Source organism: Leclercia sp. 1548 (assembly GCF_050435045.1).
Taxonomy (GTDB): Bacteria; Pseudomonadota; Gammaproteobacteria; order Enterobacterales; family Enterobacteriaceae; genus Enterobacter; species Enterobacter adecarboxylatus.
Genome location: NZ_JBNDJP010000003.1, coordinates 568,965 through 584,670 on the forward strand (window position 1 = coordinate 568,965; position 15,706 = coordinate 584,670).

The following is a 15,706-nucleotide window of genomic DNA, read 5'->3' on the forward strand; positions in this document are numbered from 1 at the left end:
CGAAAAGACCAGGCTGGCAAGTGAAAGAGCCTGGAACAATGTCAACGTGAGGAATATAGATGAGCTACAAAGCCGTTGCCGCGCTGGCCTTTACCAGCCTGTTCAGCCTCAGCACCCTGGTGAGCCCTGCGTTTGCACAGGAGCAAGAAAAGGCGCTGAACTTTGGCATCATTTCGACGGAATCACAGCAGAACCTGAAGCCGCAGTGGGAACCCTTCCTGAAAGACATGGAAAGCAAACTGGGGATCAAAGTGAACGCCTTCTTCGCCCCGGACTATGCGGGCATCATCCAGGGAATGCGCTTTAACAAAGTCGATATCGCCTGGTACGGCAACCTCTCGGCGATGGAAGCCGTGGATCGCGCTAACGGGCAGGTCTTTGCCCAGACGGTAGCCGCCGACGGCTCCCCGGGTTACTGGAGCGTGCTGATCGTCAACAAAGACAGCCCAATCAACAACCTCAACGACATGCTCGCCAAACGTAAAGACCTCACCTTTGGCAACGGCGACCCGAACTCCACTTCGGGCTACCTGGTCCCGGGTTATTACGTCTTCGCCAAAAACAACGTCTCCACCAGCGAATTCAAACGCACGGTCAACGCCGGGCATGAAACCAACGCCCTGGCGGTCGCCAACAAGCAGGTGGACGTTGCGACCAACAACACTGAAAACCTCGACAAGCTGAAAACCTCCGCCCCGGACAAGCTGAAAGAACTGAAGGTGATCTGGAAATCGCCACTGATCCCGGGCGACCCGATTGTGTGGCGTAAAAACCTCTCCGAAAGCACCAAGGACAAGGTGTACGACTTCTTTATGAACTACGGCAAAACCGCCGAAGAGAAGACCGTACTGGAACGCCTGGGCTGGGCACCGTTCCGCGCCTCCAGCGACCTGCAACTGGTGCCGATTCGCCAGCTGGCGCTGTTCAAGCAGATCCAGGGCGTGAAAGAGAACAAGGGCCTGAAGGACGAAGAGAAGAGCAGCAAGATGTCTGAAATTCAGGCGCAGCTGGACGATCTCGACCGCCTGACCGCCGCGCTGGGCGCGATGACCAGCGTGAATAAAGCAGTGCAGTAACACTTTTACACCCCTCATCCTGCCCTCTCCCCCCAGGGGAGAGGGTAAAAAAGCTCCGGGCAGTCCTTTCTCCCTGTGGGCGGAGGGTAAAAAACTGCACCGAACAGTCCCCTCTCCCCTGTGGGCTGAGGGTAAAGAAGCGCACCGAGCAGTCCCCTCTCCCCTGTGGGCTGAGGGTAAAAAAACCGCACCGAACAGTCCCCTCTCCCCTATGGGCTGAGGGTAAAGAACCGCACCGAACAGTCCCCTCTCCCCTGTGGGCTGAGGGTAAAGAACCGCACCGAACAGTCCCCTCTCCCCTGTGGGCTGAGGGTAAAGAACCGCACCGAGCAGTCCCCTCTCCCCTATGGGCTGAGGGTAAAGAACCGCACCGAACAGTCCCCTCTCCCCTGTGGGCTGAGGGTAAAGAACCGCACCGAACAGTCCCCTCTCCCCTATGGGGAGAGGGTTAGGGTGAGGGGAAAGTACGCACGCTAATGCCTCTCCCCGGCCCTCTCCCATAAGGAGAGGAAGAACGCATAAAGGAGCCAACATGCAAACCATCACCGTCCCACCGCCGAAGCGCAGCTGGTTCTCGCTGATCAGCTGGGCCATCCTGCTGGCGGTCCTTGTTATCTCCTGGAAGGGGGCCGAAATGGCCCCGCTCACGTTGATTCAGGATTCCGGCAACATGGCGACCTTCGCCGCCGACTTCTTCCCGCCAGACTTTAGCCAGTGGCAGGACTACCTCGGCGAAATGGCCATCACCCTGCAAATCGCCGTCTGGGGAACCGCGCTGGCCGTGGTGCTCTCCATTCCCTTTGGCCTGATGAGCGCCGACAACATCGTGCCCTGGTGGATCTACCAGCCGGTGCGTCGCCTGATGGACGCCTGCCGCGCCATCAACGAAATGGTCTTTGCGATGCTGTTCGTCGTCGCCGTTGGTCTCGGGCCGTTCGCCGGGGTGCTGGCGCTGTTCATCCACACCACCGGCGTGCTCTCCAAGCTGCTCTCCGAGGCGGTGGAAGCCATTGAGCCAGGCCCGGTCGAAGGCATTCGCGCTACCGGGGCCAACAAGCTGGAGGAGATCCTCTACGGCGTCCTGCCGCAGGTGATGCCGCTGCTCATCTCCTACTCCCTCTACCGCTTTGAGTCCAACGTACGCTCCGCCACGGTGGTGGGCATGGTCGGCGCAGGCGGGATTGGCGTCACCCTGTGGGAAGCGATTCGCGGTTTCCAGTTCCAGCAAACCTGTGCCCTGATGGTGCTCATTATCATCACGGTCAGCCTGCTGGATTTCCTTTCTCAACGTTTGCGTAAGCACTTCATCTGAGAAGCGAGGCTTTGATTTGTATGCACTTATCCAGACATCCGACCAGTTACCCGACCCGCTGGCAAGAGATTGCGGCAAAACTCGAAGTGGAACTGTGCACCCATTACCGCTGCGGGGACTACCTTCCCGCCGAGCAGCAGCTGGCCGACCGCTATGAAGTGAACCGTCACACCCTACGCCGCGCTATCGATCAGCTGGTCGAGCGCGGCTGGGTGCAGCGTCGGCAGGGGGTGGGCGTGCTGGTGCTGATGCGCCCATTCGACTATCCGCTCAACGCCCAGGCACGCTTCAGCCAGAACCTGCTGGATCAGGGCAGTCACCCCACCAGCGAAAAATTGCTTTCGGTGCTGCGTCCGGCCTCCAGCCACGTCGCCGATGCGCTGGGGATCAAGGAGGGCGATAACGTGATCCACCTACGCACCCTGCGCCGGGTGAACGGCGTGGCGGTATGCCAGATCGACCACTACTTCGCGGATATGGCCCTCTGGCCGGTGCTGCAAAACTTCTCCAGCGGCTCGCTGCACGACTTTCTGTTCGAGGCCACCGGTATCGCCCTGAAACGCACCCAGACGCGCATCAGCGCCCGCCGCGCGCAGGCCAAAGAGAGCAAGGTGCTGGAAATTCCTAACATGGCCCCCCTGCTCTGCGTGCGCACCCTCAACCACCGTGACGGCGAGATCGACGCGACGGAGTACTCCGTCAGCCTGACCCGCGCCGACATGATTGAATTCACCATGGAGCACTGAATGCATTTCGATACCTCCACCCGCCAGCACTGGATGGCCGTGCTGGCCCACAGCCAGCCTGCGGCGTTACAGGCCCGTCTTTCGGCGCTCAACCTGACGCCGGACTACGAACTCATCCGCGCCCCGGAAATCGGGCTGGTGCAGATCCAGGCGCGGATGGGCGGCACCGGAGCGCGCTACTTTGCCGGTGACGCCACCCTGACCCGTGCCGTGGTGCGCCTCGCCAGCGGCACGCTCGGCTACAGCTATTTGCTCGGGCGCAACAAACCGCATGCCGAGCAGTGCGCTGTTGTGGATGCCCTGTTGCAGGAAGCGCCCCACTTCCAGACCTTGATGGAAACCCTTATTGCCCCGCTGGAAGCCGACCGCGCCGCACGCCTTGCCGCGCGTCAGGCCGAGGTGAACACCAGCCGGGTCGACTTCTTTACGCTCGTTCGCGGAGACAACGCATGACCCTTCAACCCGCTTTTACCCTTGCCGTGCAGGATGCCCAACACAGTTTTCGCCGTCTGCTGAAAGCGATGAGCGAACCGGGGGTGATCGTCTCCCTGCACCAGTTAAAACACGGCTGGCAGCCGCTGAACCTCGCCACCACCAGCGTGCTGCTGACGCTGGCCGACAACGACACCCCGGTCTGGCTGTCGGGCGCGGTTAGTAACGATATCGTCAGCTCGAACCTGCGTTTTCACACCAGCGCCCCGCTGGTGGATCAACCCCAGCTGGCGGTGTTCGCCGTCGCCGACGAGCAGATCGGCCACGAGCAGCTTAACGCCCTGAGCGAAGGCAGCGCCGTGGCACCGGAGACCAGCGCCACCCTGATTTTGCAGGTGCCGAGCCTGAGCGGTGGCCGCATGCTGCGCCTGACCGGCGCCGGGATCGCCGAGGAGCGGATGGTCGCCCCGCAATTGCCGGAGTGCATCATTCATGAGCTGACAGAGCGCCCGCACCCGTTCCCGCTGGGGATCGACCTGCTGTTGACCTGCGGCGAACGTCTGCTGGCGATCCCACGAACCACCCATGTGGAGGTGTGCTGATGTACGTTGCCGTCAAAGGGGGCGAGAAGGCGATCGCCGCCGCCCATGCCTTGCAGGAACACAGACGCCGGGGTGATGAGCGGCTTCCCGAGCTGAGCGTCGCCCAGATAGAACAGCAGCTCAACCTTGCCGTCGACCGGGTCATGACCGAAGGCGGCATTGCCGACCGCGAGCTGGCGGCGCTGGCGCTGAAACAGGCCAGCGGCGATAACGTCGAAGCCATCTTCCTGCTGCGCGCCTACCGCACCACGCTGGCAAAGCTGGCGGTGAGTGAGCCGCTGAATACGGCGGATATGCGCCTCGAGCGGCGCATTTCGGCGGTGTATAAAGATATCCCCGGTGGTCAGCTGCTCGGCCCCACCTACGACTACACCCATCGCCTGCTCGATTTCACCCTGCTGGCGAATGGCGAAGCCCCGCAGCTGAACAGCAGCGAGGCGCAATCCTCCGCCTCCCCGCACGTCTTTAGCCTGCTGGCAAACCAGGGGCTGGCGAAAGCGGAAGAAGATCGCGGCGACGAGCCGGACGACATCACCCGCACCCCGCCGGTCTATCCCTGCTCGCGGGCCTCGCGCCTGCAACAGCTGATGCGCGGTGACGAGGGCTATCTGCTGGCGCTGGCCTACTCCACCCAACGCGGCTACGGGCGTAACCATCCGTTCGCCGGTGAAATTCGCATCGGCTATATCAATGTGGAGATTGTGCCGGAAGAGCTGGGATTTGCAGTGAACGTCGGCGAACTGCTGATGACTGAATGCGAAATGGTGAATGGCTTTATTGCCCCTGAGGAGGAGCCGCCGCACTTCACCCGCGGCTACGGGCTGGTATTCGGCATGGGCGAGCGCAAGGCCATGGCCATGGCGCTGGTGGATCGCGCCCTCCAGGCCCCGGACTATGACGAGAACATCAGCGGCCCGGCGCAGGACGAAGAGTTTGTACTGGCCCACGCGGACAACGTGGAGGCCGCCGGGTTTGTCTCGCACCTCAAGCTGCCGCATTACGTCGATTTCCAGGCTGAACTGGAGCTACTGAAACGTCTGCAACGGGAGCGCAAAAATGGCTAACCTCAGCGGCTATAACTTTGCTTATCTGGATGAACAAACCAAACGCATGATCCGCCGCGCCATCCTCAAAGCGTTGGCCATTCCTGGCTATCAGGTGCCGTTCGGCGGGCGTGAAATGCCGATGCCTTACGGCTGGGGCACCGGCGGTATTCAGATCACCGCCAGCGTGATTGGTGAAGCGGACGTGCTGAAGGTCATCGACCAGGGCGCCGACGACACCACCAATGCGGTGTCGATCCGCCAGTTCTTCCAGCGTGTTACCGGGGTGAACACCACCGAGCGCACCGAAGACGCCACGCTGATCCAGACCCGCCACCGCATCCCGGAAACCCCACTCACCGAAGATCAGATTTTGATTTTCCAGGTTCCGATCCCGGAGCCGCTGCGCTTTATCGAGCCGCGCGAAACCGAAACCCGCACCATGCACGCCCTGGAAGAGTATGGCGTGATGCAGGTGAAGCTGTACGAAGACATCGCCCGCTTCGGCCATATCGCCACGACTTACGCCTACCCGGTGAAGGTCAACGGTCGCTACGTGATGGACCCCTCCCCGATCCCGAAATTTGATAACCCGAAGATGGACATGATGCCCGCATTGCAGCTGTTCGGGGCCGGACGCGAGAAGCGTATTTACGCCGTGCCGCCCTACACCCGTGTCGAGAGCCTCGACTTCGATGACCACCCGTTTACGGTGCAGGAGTGGGATGAGCCGTGCGCCATCTGCGGATCGAAACACAGCTATCTCGATGAAGTGGTACTGGATGACACGGGCAAGCGGATGTTTGTTTGCTCCGACACGGATTACTGCCGCCAACAGAGCGAGGCCCTCAGCCAATGAAACCGTTGCTTTCGGTCAATAACCTGACCCACCTCTATGCGCCGGGCAAAGGCTTCAGCGGCGTATCGTTCGACCTGTGGCCGGGCGAAGTGCTGGGGATTGTCGGCGAGTCCGGCTCCGGCAAAACCACCCTGCTGAAGGCGATCTCCGCGCGTCTGGCCCCGCAGAACGGCGAGATTTTGTATGAAGACCAGTCGCTGTATGGCATGAGCGAGGCCGACCGCCGCCGCCTGCTGCGCACCGAGTGGGGAGTGGTGCATCAGCACCCGATGGATGGCCTGCGCCGTCAGGTGTCGGCGGGGGGCAATATCGGTGAAAGGCTGATGGCGACCGGCGCGCGACACTACGGCAACATCCGCGCCACCGCCCAGCACTGGCTGGAAGAGGTGGAGATCCCGGCCTCGCGCATCGATGACCTGCCGACCACCTTCTCCGGGGGGATGCAGCAGCGGCTGCAGATTGCCCGCAACCTGGTCACGCATCCGAAGCTGGTGTTTATGGATGAACCCACCGGTGGGCTGGACGTGTCTGTTCAGGCGCGTTTGCTGGATCTGCTGCGCGGTCTGGTGGTGGAGCTGAACCTGGCCGTGGTGATTGTCACCCACGATTTAGGCGTTGCCCGCCTGCTGGCAGACCGCCTGCTGGTGATGAAGAGCGGCGAGGTGGTGGAAAGTGGGCTAACCGACCGCGTGCTCGACGATCCCCATCATCCGTACACCCAGCTGCTGGTGTCATCGGTATTGCAGAACTGATTTTTGCCGGGTGGCGGCTGCGGCTTACCCGGCAATCGGACCCAGGAACCTATTATGATCCGCGTAGAAAACGTCAGTAAAACCTTTGTGCTCCACCAGCAAAACGGCGTCCGTCTGCCGGTGCTGCAAAATGCCTCTCTGGAGGTCAACAATGGCGAATGCGTGGTGCTGCACGGCCACTCCGGCAGTGGAAAATCCACGCTGCTGCGCTCCCTGTACGCCAACTATCTGCCTGACGAAGGTCACATTCATGTCCGTCACGGCGATGAATGGGTGGATCTGGTGCTGGCCCCGGCGCGCAAGGTGCGGGACGTCAGGCGCACCACCATCGGCTGGGTGAGCCAGTTTTTACGGGTCATCCCGCGCGTCCCGGCGCTCGAGGTAGTGATGCAGCCCTTGCTGGATCTTGGCGTGCCGCGAGAGACCTGCGCCGCCAAAGCCGCCAGCCTGCTGACGCGCCTCAACGTACCGGAGCGCCTGTGGCATCTCGCCCCTTCGACCTTTTCCGGCGGCGAGCAGCAGCGGGTAAACATCGCCCGCGGCTTTATCGTCGACTACCCGATTTTACTGCTCGATGAACCGACCGCCTCGCTGGATGCGAAAAACAGCGCGGCAGTCATTGAATTGATCGAAGAGGCCAAAGCGCGCGGCGCGGCGATCGTCGGGATCTTCCACGACGATGCAGTGCGGGATCGCGTGGCGGATCGACTGCACCCGATGGGGATCACCGCATGATCGTAAACAACGTAAAACTGGTGCTGGAAAACGAGGTCGTTGACGGCTCCATCGAGGTTCAGGACGGTGTTATTCGCGCCTTCGCCGAAACCCCAAGCCGCTCGCCGCAGGCGATGGACGGCGACGGCGGTTGGCTGCTGCCGGGGCTGATTGAGCTGCACACCGACAACATGGACAAATTCTTCACCCCGCGGCCAAAGGTGGACTGGCCGGCCCACTCGGCAATGAGTAGCCACGACGGGATGATGGTCGCCAGCGGGATCACCACCGTGCTGGACGCGGTGGCGATTGGCGACGTGCGCGACGGCGGCGACCGACTGGAGAATCTGGAGAAGATGATCAACGCCGTGGAAGAGACGCAAAAACGCGGCCTCAACCGCGCCGAGCATCGTCTGCATCTGCGCTGCGAGCTGCCCCATCACACTACCCTGCCGCTGTTCGAGAAGCTGGTTGGCCGCGAGCCGGTGACCCTGGTGTCGCTGATGGATCACTCCCCCGGCCAGCGCCAGTTCGCCAATATCGAGAAGTACCGCGAATATTATCAGGGAAAATACTCCCTCAATGACGAGCAGATGGCGCGCTACGAAGAGGAGCAGCTTCAGCTTGCCGCCCGCTGGTCGCAGCCCAATCGCCAGGCCATTGCCGCGCTGTGCCGGGAGCGACACATCGCCCTGGCCAGCCACGACGATGCCACCGCGGATCATGTGCTGGAGTCGCACCAGCTCGGCAGCGTGATCGCCGAATTCCCTACCACCTTTGAAGCCGCAGAAGCGTCCCGCCAGCACGGGATGAACGTCCTGATGGGTGCCCCTAACATCGTGCGCGGCGGATCGCACTCCGGCAACGTGGCGGCCAGTTCGCTGGCATCGCTCGGGCTGCTGGACATTCTCTCCTCCGATTACTATCCCGCCAGCCTGCTGGATGCGGCATTCCGGGTGGCCGACGATACAGGCAACGGCTTTACCCTGCCGCAGGCGATCCGTCTGGTGACAAAAAACCCGGCGCAGGCTCTGAACCTGCACGATCGCGGGGTGATTGGTGAAGGCAAACGCGCGGACCTGGTGCTGGCGCACCGCAAAGGCGAGCATATTCATATCGACCACGTCTGGCGTCAGGGAAAACGGGTGTTCTGATGGGAAGAGTGATCTGGTTAATGGGGCCGTCCGGCTCCGGTAAAGACAGTCTGCTGGCAGCATTGCGCCAGCAGACACACCCGCAGCTGCTGGTGGCGCATCGCTACATTACCCGCCCCGCCAGTGCGGGGAGTGAAAACCACATCGCCCTCAGCGAGCCAGAGTTTTTTACCCGCGCAGGGCAGCAACTGTTTGCCCTGAGCTGGCACGCTAACGGCTATTATTATGGGGTGGGCCTGGAGATCGACCTGTGGCTACACGCGGGGTTTGATGTGGTCGTGAACGGTTCGCGCGCGCATCTTCCACAGGCTCAGGCGCGTTATGCCGGGGCGCTGCTGCCCGTCTGCCTGCAGGTGTCGCCAGACATTCTGCGCCAGCGCCTGCAACGCCGTGGCCGGGAGAACGCCAGAGAGATCGACCAGCGGCTGGAGCGCGCCGCCCGCTACACTCCGTCCCACTGCCCTGTCCTGAATAACGACGGCAGCTTGCTTCAGTCCGTCGATAACTTTCTTTCACTGATCCACCAGAAGGAGAAAAACCATGCCTGAGTGTGAGTTGCGTCCCGCCACTGCGGAGGACGTTGACGCGGTATACGGCCTGATTTGCGAACTAAAACAGGCCGAGCTGGACAGATCGGCTTTTCACGCCGGTTTTGCGGCCAACCTGCTGGATCACAACATGCGTTACCAGTTGGCCGAACAGAATGGACACATTATCGGCATGATCGGCCTGCATATGCAGTTTCATCTGCATCATGCCAACTGGATCGGCGAAATTCAGGAACTGGTCGTCATGCCGCAGGCGCGGGGACTGAGGGTGGGTAGCCAGCTGCTGGCTTGGGCCGAGGAATTTGCGCGCCAGGCTGGCGCAGAGATGACGGAGCTTTCCACCAGCGTAAAGCGCCTCGACGCGCACCGCTTTTACCTTCGTGAAGGGTACACACAGAGCCATTTTCGCTTCACCAAACCGCTGTAAGGGGACGCTATGAGTCTGACCATTACGTTAACAGGCACCGGCGGTGCCCAACTGGTGCCCGCTTTTGGCTGCGACTGTCCGGCCTGCCGTCGGGCGCGTTTGCAGGACGACTATCGCCGCCGTCCCTGTAGCGCGGTGGTCAAATTCAACGACGCGATCACGCTGCTGGATGCGGGGATCCCCCACCTGATGGACGACTGGCCCGCGGGCAGTTTTCAGCAGTTTTTGCTCACTCACTACCATATGGATCATGTTCAGGGGCTGTTCCCGCTGCGCTGGGGCGTGGGGGCGACCATCCCGGTGTACGGCCCGCCGGACGAGGCGGGCTGCGACGATCTGTTTAAGCATCCCGGCATCCTCGACTTTAGCCATACGCTGGAGCCATTTGTGGTGTTTGAACTCCAGGGCCTGCGGGTGACACCGCTGCCGCTCAACCATTCGAAGCTGACGTTTGGCTACCTGCTGGAGAGCGCCTACAGCCGGGTGGCCTGGCTTTCTGATACCGCCGGGCTGCCGGAGAAAACGGTGAAGTTTTTAGTTAACAACCACCCGCAGGTGATGGTGATTGACTGCAGCCACGAGCCGCGGGACGAGATGCCGCGCAACCATTGTGATTTGAATACCGTTGTTGCGTTAAACGCGGTGATCGGGTGTCCACAGGTGATCCTGACCCATATCAGCCATCAGTTTGACGTGTGGATGATGGATAACCCGCTGCCAGAGGGAATCGAGGCGGGGTATGACGGGATGGTACTGATGCTGGATTAAGGTTTCTCCCTCTCCCCGTGGGCTGAGGGATCCCCAGTAATTTTCCCTTACAGCAATGAAATAATCACAATATTTTAAACGACTTACAGCGACTCCCCTGTCCGGCTGAAAATCGACGAAGCGTTTCCGTAAGGCCGGGGCGAGGCGCAGGGACGCGCCGAGAGGGCATAGCCTGCAGGGATGCAGGCTGGTGCCCGACCCGAAAGCCTGGAGGAATAAGCTGAGTGCACCGCGACGCGGCGATTTTCTGTGCCGGGAGCCGGGATTGTGAAGGGGGCGGCGGCGAGCCCCCTTCACACGTTCACGGGTGACGCGGCTGACAGAGAAGTGCAAAACCTAAGGTGAACGGAACCACCACCTGAGCCGCATGTTCCCCCTCACCCCAACCCTCTCCCCAAAGGGGAGAGGGAGCTGAACGTGCCAATATCAGGAGAGGGGGCCGACCGTGCCAATATTTTTATGGGGATCCCTCAGCCCTGCGGGAGAGGGCCGGAATAAGGGCGTCAGGCTGTGCCTTAGCGCCGATCGTAATCATCCTCTAACCGCCGTTCGTCATCTTCCAGGCGACGCCGGTCTTCATCCAACTGGCGCTGCCGCTCATCCAGACGCTGACGCCGGTCCTCAAGCTGTCTGCGGCGATCGTCATACTGTCGGCTGTCGCTTTGACGCCGCTGATCGTATCGGTCATCGTCATCATTGTTGCGACTGCTGTTGGGATTATAAGCGTCGTTGATCGCCTGCTGAATATTGCCAATCGCCTCATCAACGATGTCGGCATGCGCCAGCTGGCTGGTTAAAGAGAGCAGACCAAATAACAGAGCGGTGGAATATCGTTTCATAAAGCCAGTCTCACAGCGGTTGAGCTGGCTTTACGGTAATGAACGGCAGGTAGCGCGAGTAGCGGAGGAATCTCAAATTCTGACCGCTTTTTGCAGCGCCTGCGCCAGCTGCTCACGGGTAAAGGGTTTACGTAATAGCGCCACGTCCGGCAGTTGCGGGTTATGCGCAGGACGCAGATCCTGACCGCTGATGAGCAGCACCGGCAGATGCGGGAAATGCTGGCGTACATGCTGAATCACCTCGGCGCCGCTCAGATTGCCGGGCAGCATTAAATCGCTGATAAACATCTCAATATCCGCAGAGGCATTCAGCATCTGCAGCGCCTGCTCGCCGGTCTCGGCCTCCAGCGTCAGATAGCCCAACTGGTGCAGCTGTTCGCACAGCGTCTGCCGGACGTCGGGTTGATCGTCCAGCACCAGCACCAACCGGTCGCCTGGCGGCAAGGCGGTGGTTGCCCCGGCTTCCGGCGCGGGTAGCGCCTGCAGGGTGGCGCGCGGCAGATGCAGCCGCACGGTGGTGCCCTGCCCCGGCGCGCTTTCGATCTCTACCCGCCCGCCGGACTGGCGCACAAAGCCGTAGACCATCGACAGCCCCAGCCCGCTGCCGCTCCCGGTCTGTTTGGTGGTGAAGAACGGCTCAAAGACCCGGGACTTTATCTCCTGCGACATCCCGCTGCCGTGGTCGATCACCTCCAGCGCCACCATGTCCTGCCTGCGCCCGTCGCTGCGGGTCACGCGCTGGTTCCAGGTACGGATTTTGATCGTCCCACTTTGCCCTTCCATTGCATCGCGGGCGTTCATGACCAGGTTAATGATGGCGTTTTCCAGCTGGCTGACGTCAATCCACGCGGACCATGCCGGGGTTTGCGCTTCGATATCCAGCGCGACCGTCGCGGGCAGGGAGTGGCGCATCAGCTCAGCCAGGTTTTCCAGCAGGGGTTTCATCTCCACCGCGTGCGGGTTCAGGGACTGCTTGCGGGAAAACGCCAGCAGACGCTGGGTCAACAGCGCTCCGCGTTCGGCGGCCTTCAGCGCGCGGCCGATGCGCAGGGCATCCGGCGAATGGGGGTCAGCCAGCTCCAGGCTACCGATGATCACCGCCAGCAGGTTGTTGAAATCATGCGCCAGTCCGCCCGTTAACTGCCCGACGGCCTTCATCTTCTGGCTGTGCAGCAGCGCCTCTTCCAGCCCCTGACGTTCGAGGCGATCCACCTCCATCTGCGAGGTTTTTTCTTTCAGCAGCCGGGTGGTGTGCTCCAGCGAGGCGGTATTACGGGCAAAGACGTTAAATGCCCGGGCCAGTTCGCCCAGCTCATCCCGGCGTTGTAGCGCAGGCACCGAGACATCCTGTTCGCCGTGGGCCAGCCGCGACATCGCCCGGGAGATGGCGGTCAGGTTGGTACCCAGGTTGCGGTAGATATACCAGCAGGCAAAGGCGGTGATGATCAGCGCCAGCACGGCAGATACCGTGATAAAGACGCTGATCGAGCGCAGCTCCTGATGGCTCTCGGCGGTGCGCTGCCGGGAGGCCTGCGCCACCTGCTCCACATACTGATTGATATCGCTGTTTAAGATCGCCACCAGCGCCTTGATGTGGAACATATACCAGCTGATCGCCAGATCGCTCTCTTCCAGCTGCCCGGAGAGCGGGCCGAGCTTATTCAGCTCGGCGTTGAAATCGGGCAGTACGAAGCTTACCGCTGGCTGTATGGCCTGGCGGGGCAGCATCGCCGTTACCGTATCCAGCTGCTGAATAGTCGCGCGTGGCGAGGGCGTTTCGATGGCGGCGGCAATCAGCCGGTCCATCTCACTGAGCAGCCGTGCGTCGGGCAGGTTACTGGCATAGCGGCGGTTAATGTCCTGCAGATGGCGAAGATAGCTCTGGCTCTGGTAGAGCGAACTGAGCAGGGCGTTACGCTCCAGGTGGCGTCGCTGCCCGCGCTCCAGCATGCCGGTCACGCTTTGCTGTAACGCATTGCTGCGCTGGATGATCCGCTTCACCAGGGCTGGCTCCTGCTGCGCCAGCGGCGCATCGGCCAACTGCTCCAGCGCGTGAACCAGTGCCGTCTGGGTCTGTTTCAGGCGGTTGGCTTCGTCTTTATACTCCAGCGCCCCTACCACCTGGGATAGCCTGACTGCTGCCGTCGCCACGTTGGCGGTTTCACGCGCCAGGTTCATGCTACCGGTCATGTCGTCCAGCGTCTGACGCTGTACCTGCTCCTGGATATGGCTGGCATGGCGGAAGCCCAGCACCGCCACGCCGCTGACCATTAAGGTTACCGCCACTACCAACAGATTAAAGATCAGCAGGCGACCACGGGCGCTGGCGAAGAAGGGGGGACGGCGTGAGGGCATTTATATCAGCTCCTGTGCGGTTTGAGGCTCTTACCCCTCACCCTAACCCTCTCCCCAAAGGGGAGAGGGAACAGTGACTCCCCGCCAAAGGGAACAGGGAACAGTTAACCCCCTCCACAAAGAGGAGCGGGAACAGTTACCCCTTTCCACAAAGGAGAGAGGGAACAGTCACCCCTTCCACAAAGGGGAGCGGGAACAGTTACCCCTTTCCACAAAGGAGAGAGGGAACAGTCACCCCTTCCAGAAAGGAGAGAGGGAACAGTCACCCCCTTTCCACAAAGGAGAGCGTGAACAGTTACACCTTTCCCCAAAGGAGAAAGGGAACAGCCCCCTTTTCCCAAAGGCCAGAGGGGACCGTACACCCTTTCCCCAAAGGGGAAAGGGAACCGTTACTCCCTCTCCCCTTTGGGGAGAGGGCCGGGGTGAGGGGAGAAAGCGATTCAGTAGCGTAACTGTGATCCACATTAACTATTCATAACTATGACAAATATGAACGACTTCTGACATTTTGCATTTACCGGGATGTGATGAAGTGCGGATATCGAACGTCACAGGAGATCCGCCATGAGCAGAACCCCGGTTTTAGAGATGCGCAACATTGCCAAAACCTTTGGCAGCTTTCACGCGCTGAAGGGTGTGGATCTGACGGTCTATCCCGGCGAGATCCACGCCTTAATGGGCGAAAATGGCGCCGGAAAAAGCACCCTGATGAAGATCCTCGCCGGGGCCTACATCGCCACCAGCGGCGAGATCCTGATCGACGGCAAGCCATTTAACATCAAAGGCCCGAAAGATGCCCTGGCGGCTGGTATCACCCTGATCTATCAGGAGATGCAGCTCGCCCCTAACCTCACCGTGGCAGAGAACATTTTCCTTGGCAGCGAGCTGTCACGCGGCGGGCTGGTGCAGCGCAAAGAGATGGCGGCCCAGGCGCAGGCGGTAATCGATCGTCTTGGCGCCCATTTCAAAGCCACCGACCTGGTGATGAAGCTGACCATCGCCGAGCAGCAGCAGGTGGAAATTGCCCGCGCGCTGCACCGCAACAGCCGCATTCTGGTGATGGATGAACCCACCGCCGCCCTCTCCTCACGCGAGACCCACCGTCTGTTCGAGCTGATTTTGCGCCTGCGCGACGAAGGGATGGCGATCATCTATATCAGCCACCGCATGGCCGAAGTCTATGAGTTATCCGACCGGGTTAGCGTGCTGCGCGACGGGCAATACGTTGGCAGTCTGACCCGCGACAAGCTCAACGCCTCTGAGCTGGTGCGGATGATGGTCGGGCGGCCGCTGAGCGATCTGTTCAACAAAGAGCGCGATATCCCGCTCGGCAGCCCGCGCCTGAACGTTCACCACCTGACCGACGGCGGCAAAGTGCAGCCCTGCAGCCTGCAGGTGCGCTCCGGCGAAATCGTCGGCCTTGCCGGGCTGGTGGGTGCCGGACGTTCCGAACTGGCGCAGCTGATTTTCGGTGTGCGTAAGGCCACGGGCGGAATGATTGAGGTGGATGGCGAGCCGGTGGTAATCCACTCCCCGCGCGCCGCCATCGATCATGGAATTGGCTTCTTAACCGAGAACCGCAAGGAGCAGGGGCTGTTTCTGGAACTGGCGGCACAGGAGAACATCACCATGGCGACGCTGGAGCGCGACGCCACCTTCGGCATGCTGAATCGCAAAAAAGCGCAGTCCATCTCCGATGACGCCATCGCCCTGCTCAATATTCGCGTCCCGCATTCCCAGGTGCGGGCGGGCGGTCTCTCCGGCGGCAACCAGCAAAAGCTGCTCATCTCCCGCTGGGTGGCGATCAGCCCACGCATTCTGATCCTCGACGAGCCGACCCGCGGCGTGGACGTGGGCGCCAAAAGCGAGATCTACCGGATCATGAACCAGATGGCGCGCAAAGGGGTGGCGATCCTGATGATCTCCAGCGAACTGCCGGAAGTGGTCGGCATGAGCGATCGCGTGTATGTCATGCGCGAAGGGAGCATTGCCGGTGAACTCCATCGGGCCGATATCACACAAGAAAACATCATGACGCTGGCGACCGGCGTTAACGACTCTCATCATCGGGCGGTATAA

The 15,706-nt window shown here is 61.1% G+C and carries 16 protein-coding genes; 14 read left to right on the forward strand and 2 right to left on the reverse strand.

Annotation, left to right across the window (positions count from 1 at the left end; all coding sequences use genetic code 11):
• The first annotated feature begins 59 nt into the window (after nt 1-59).
• From phnD to phnP, 13 genes are all read left to right on the forward strand, one after another.
• Nucleotides 60-1,076, forward strand: coding sequence for a phosphonate ABC transporter substrate-binding protein (gene phnD / locus ABIE02_RS12190; protein WP_032616093.1), 1,017 nt, complete (start codon nt 60-62; stop codon nt 1,074-1,076).
• A 532-nt stretch (nt 1,077-1,608) separates the two neighbouring features.
• A complete protein-coding gene (phnE, locus tag ABIE02_RS12195; RefSeq protein WP_032616090.1) occupies nt 1,609-2,388 on the forward strand; it encodes a phosphonate ABC transporter, permease protein PhnE in 780 nt (259 codons plus the stop codon).
• 20 nt (nt 2,389-2,408) lie between these two features.
• The gene (phnF, locus tag ABIE02_RS12200) at nt 2,409-3,134 is read left to right on the forward strand and encodes a phosphonate metabolism transcriptional regulator PhnF (RefSeq protein WP_230431121.1); all 726 of its coding nucleotides are present in this window, start codon (nt 2,409-2,411) and stop codon (nt 3,132-3,134) included.
• Nucleotides 3,135-3,587, forward strand: coding sequence for a phosphonate C-P lyase system protein PhnG (gene phnG, locus ABIE02_RS12205; protein WP_059308924.1), 453 nt, complete (start codon nt 3,135-3,137; stop codon nt 3,585-3,587). It abuts the gene before it with no gap.
• Nucleotides 3,584-4,168, forward strand: coding sequence for a phosphonate C-P lyase system protein PhnH (gene phnH, locus ABIE02_RS12210; protein ID WP_032616083.1), 585 nt, complete (start codon nt 3,584-3,586; stop codon nt 4,166-4,168). The genes phnG and phnH overlap by 4 nt, the downstream gene beginning before the upstream one ends.
• Nucleotides 4,168-5,232, forward strand: coding sequence for a carbon-phosphorus lyase complex subunit PhnI (locus ABIE02_RS12215; protein WP_336995157.1), 1,065 nt, complete (start codon nt 4,168-4,170; stop codon nt 5,230-5,232). Before phnH ends, ABIE02_RS12215 begins: the two co-directional genes overlap by 1 nt.
• A complete protein-coding gene (gene phnJ, locus ABIE02_RS12220) occupies nt 5,225-6,070 on the forward strand; it encodes an alpha-D-ribose 1-methylphosphonate 5-phosphate C-P-lyase PhnJ (protein WP_336995158.1) in 846 nt (281 codons plus the stop codon). Before ABIE02_RS12215 ends, phnJ begins: the two co-directional genes overlap by 8 nt.
• Nucleotides 6,067-6,822: a phosphonate C-P lyase system protein PhnK gene (gene phnK, locus ABIE02_RS12225; RefSeq protein WP_032616077.1), complete on the forward strand. Its 756-nt coding sequence runs from the start codon at nt 6,067-6,069 to the stop codon at nt 6,820-6,822. Before phnJ ends, phnK begins: the two co-directional genes overlap by 4 nt.
• A gap of 54 nt (nt 6,823-6,876) precedes the next feature.
• Complete coding sequence (phnL, locus tag ABIE02_RS12230; RefSeq protein ID WP_336995159.1) at nt 6,877-7,557, forward strand: phosphonate C-P lyase system protein PhnL; 681 nt, start codon at nt 6,877-6,879, stop codon at nt 7,555-7,557.
• The gene (gene phnM / locus ABIE02_RS12235; protein WP_059308928.1) at nt 7,554-8,690 is read left to right on the forward strand and encodes an alpha-D-ribose 1-methylphosphonate 5-triphosphate diphosphatase; all 1,137 of its coding nucleotides are present in this window, start codon (nt 7,554-7,556) and stop codon (nt 8,688-8,690) included. The genes phnL and phnM overlap by 4 nt, the downstream gene beginning before the upstream one ends.
• Nucleotides 8,687-9,238 carry a ribose 1,5-bisphosphokinase gene (gene phnN, locus ABIE02_RS12240; protein WP_098946279.1) on the forward strand — a complete coding sequence of 184 codons (552 nt, stop codon included), beginning with the start codon at nt 8,687-8,689 and terminating at the stop codon, nt 9,236-9,238. Before phnM ends, phnN begins: the two co-directional genes overlap by 4 nt.
• The gene (phnO, locus tag ABIE02_RS12245; RefSeq protein ID WP_059308930.1) at nt 9,231-9,665 is read left to right on the forward strand and encodes an aminoalkylphosphonate N-acetyltransferase; all 435 of its coding nucleotides are present in this window, start codon (nt 9,231-9,233) and stop codon (nt 9,663-9,665) included. Before phnN ends, phnO begins: the two co-directional genes overlap by 8 nt.
• A 9-nt stretch (nt 9,666-9,674) precedes the next feature.
• Nucleotides 9,675-10,433 (forward strand): phosphonate metabolism protein PhnP, encoded by a 759-nt coding sequence (gene phnP, locus ABIE02_RS12250; protein WP_336995160.1) that lies wholly within the window; start codon nt 9,675-9,677, stop codon nt 10,431-10,433.
• A gap of 515 nt (nt 10,434-10,948) precedes the next feature.
• Here phnP and yjdP read toward each other — a convergent pair.
• Both yjdP and ABIE02_RS12260 read right to left on the reverse strand, forming a co-directional pair.
• Nucleotides 10,949-11,272 (reverse strand): DDRRRQL repeat protein YjdP, encoded by a 324-nt coding sequence (gene yjdP / locus ABIE02_RS12255; protein WP_336995161.1) that lies wholly within the window; start codon nt 11,270-11,272, stop codon nt 10,949-10,951.
• Between the two features lie 72 nt (nt 11,273-11,344).
• Nucleotides 11,345-13,627, reverse strand: a complete 2,283-nt coding sequence (locus ABIE02_RS12260; protein ID WP_336995162.1) for an ATP-binding protein — start codon at nt 13,625-13,627, stop codon at nt 11,345-11,347.
• Nucleotides 13,628-14,191: 564 nt separating this feature from the next.
• Here ABIE02_RS12260 and ABIE02_RS12265 point away from each other — a divergent pair.
• The gene (locus ABIE02_RS12265) at nt 14,192-15,706 is read left to right on the forward strand and encodes a sugar ABC transporter ATP-binding protein (protein ID WP_032616054.1); all 1,515 of its coding nucleotides are present in this window, start codon (nt 14,192-14,194) and stop codon (nt 15,704-15,706) included.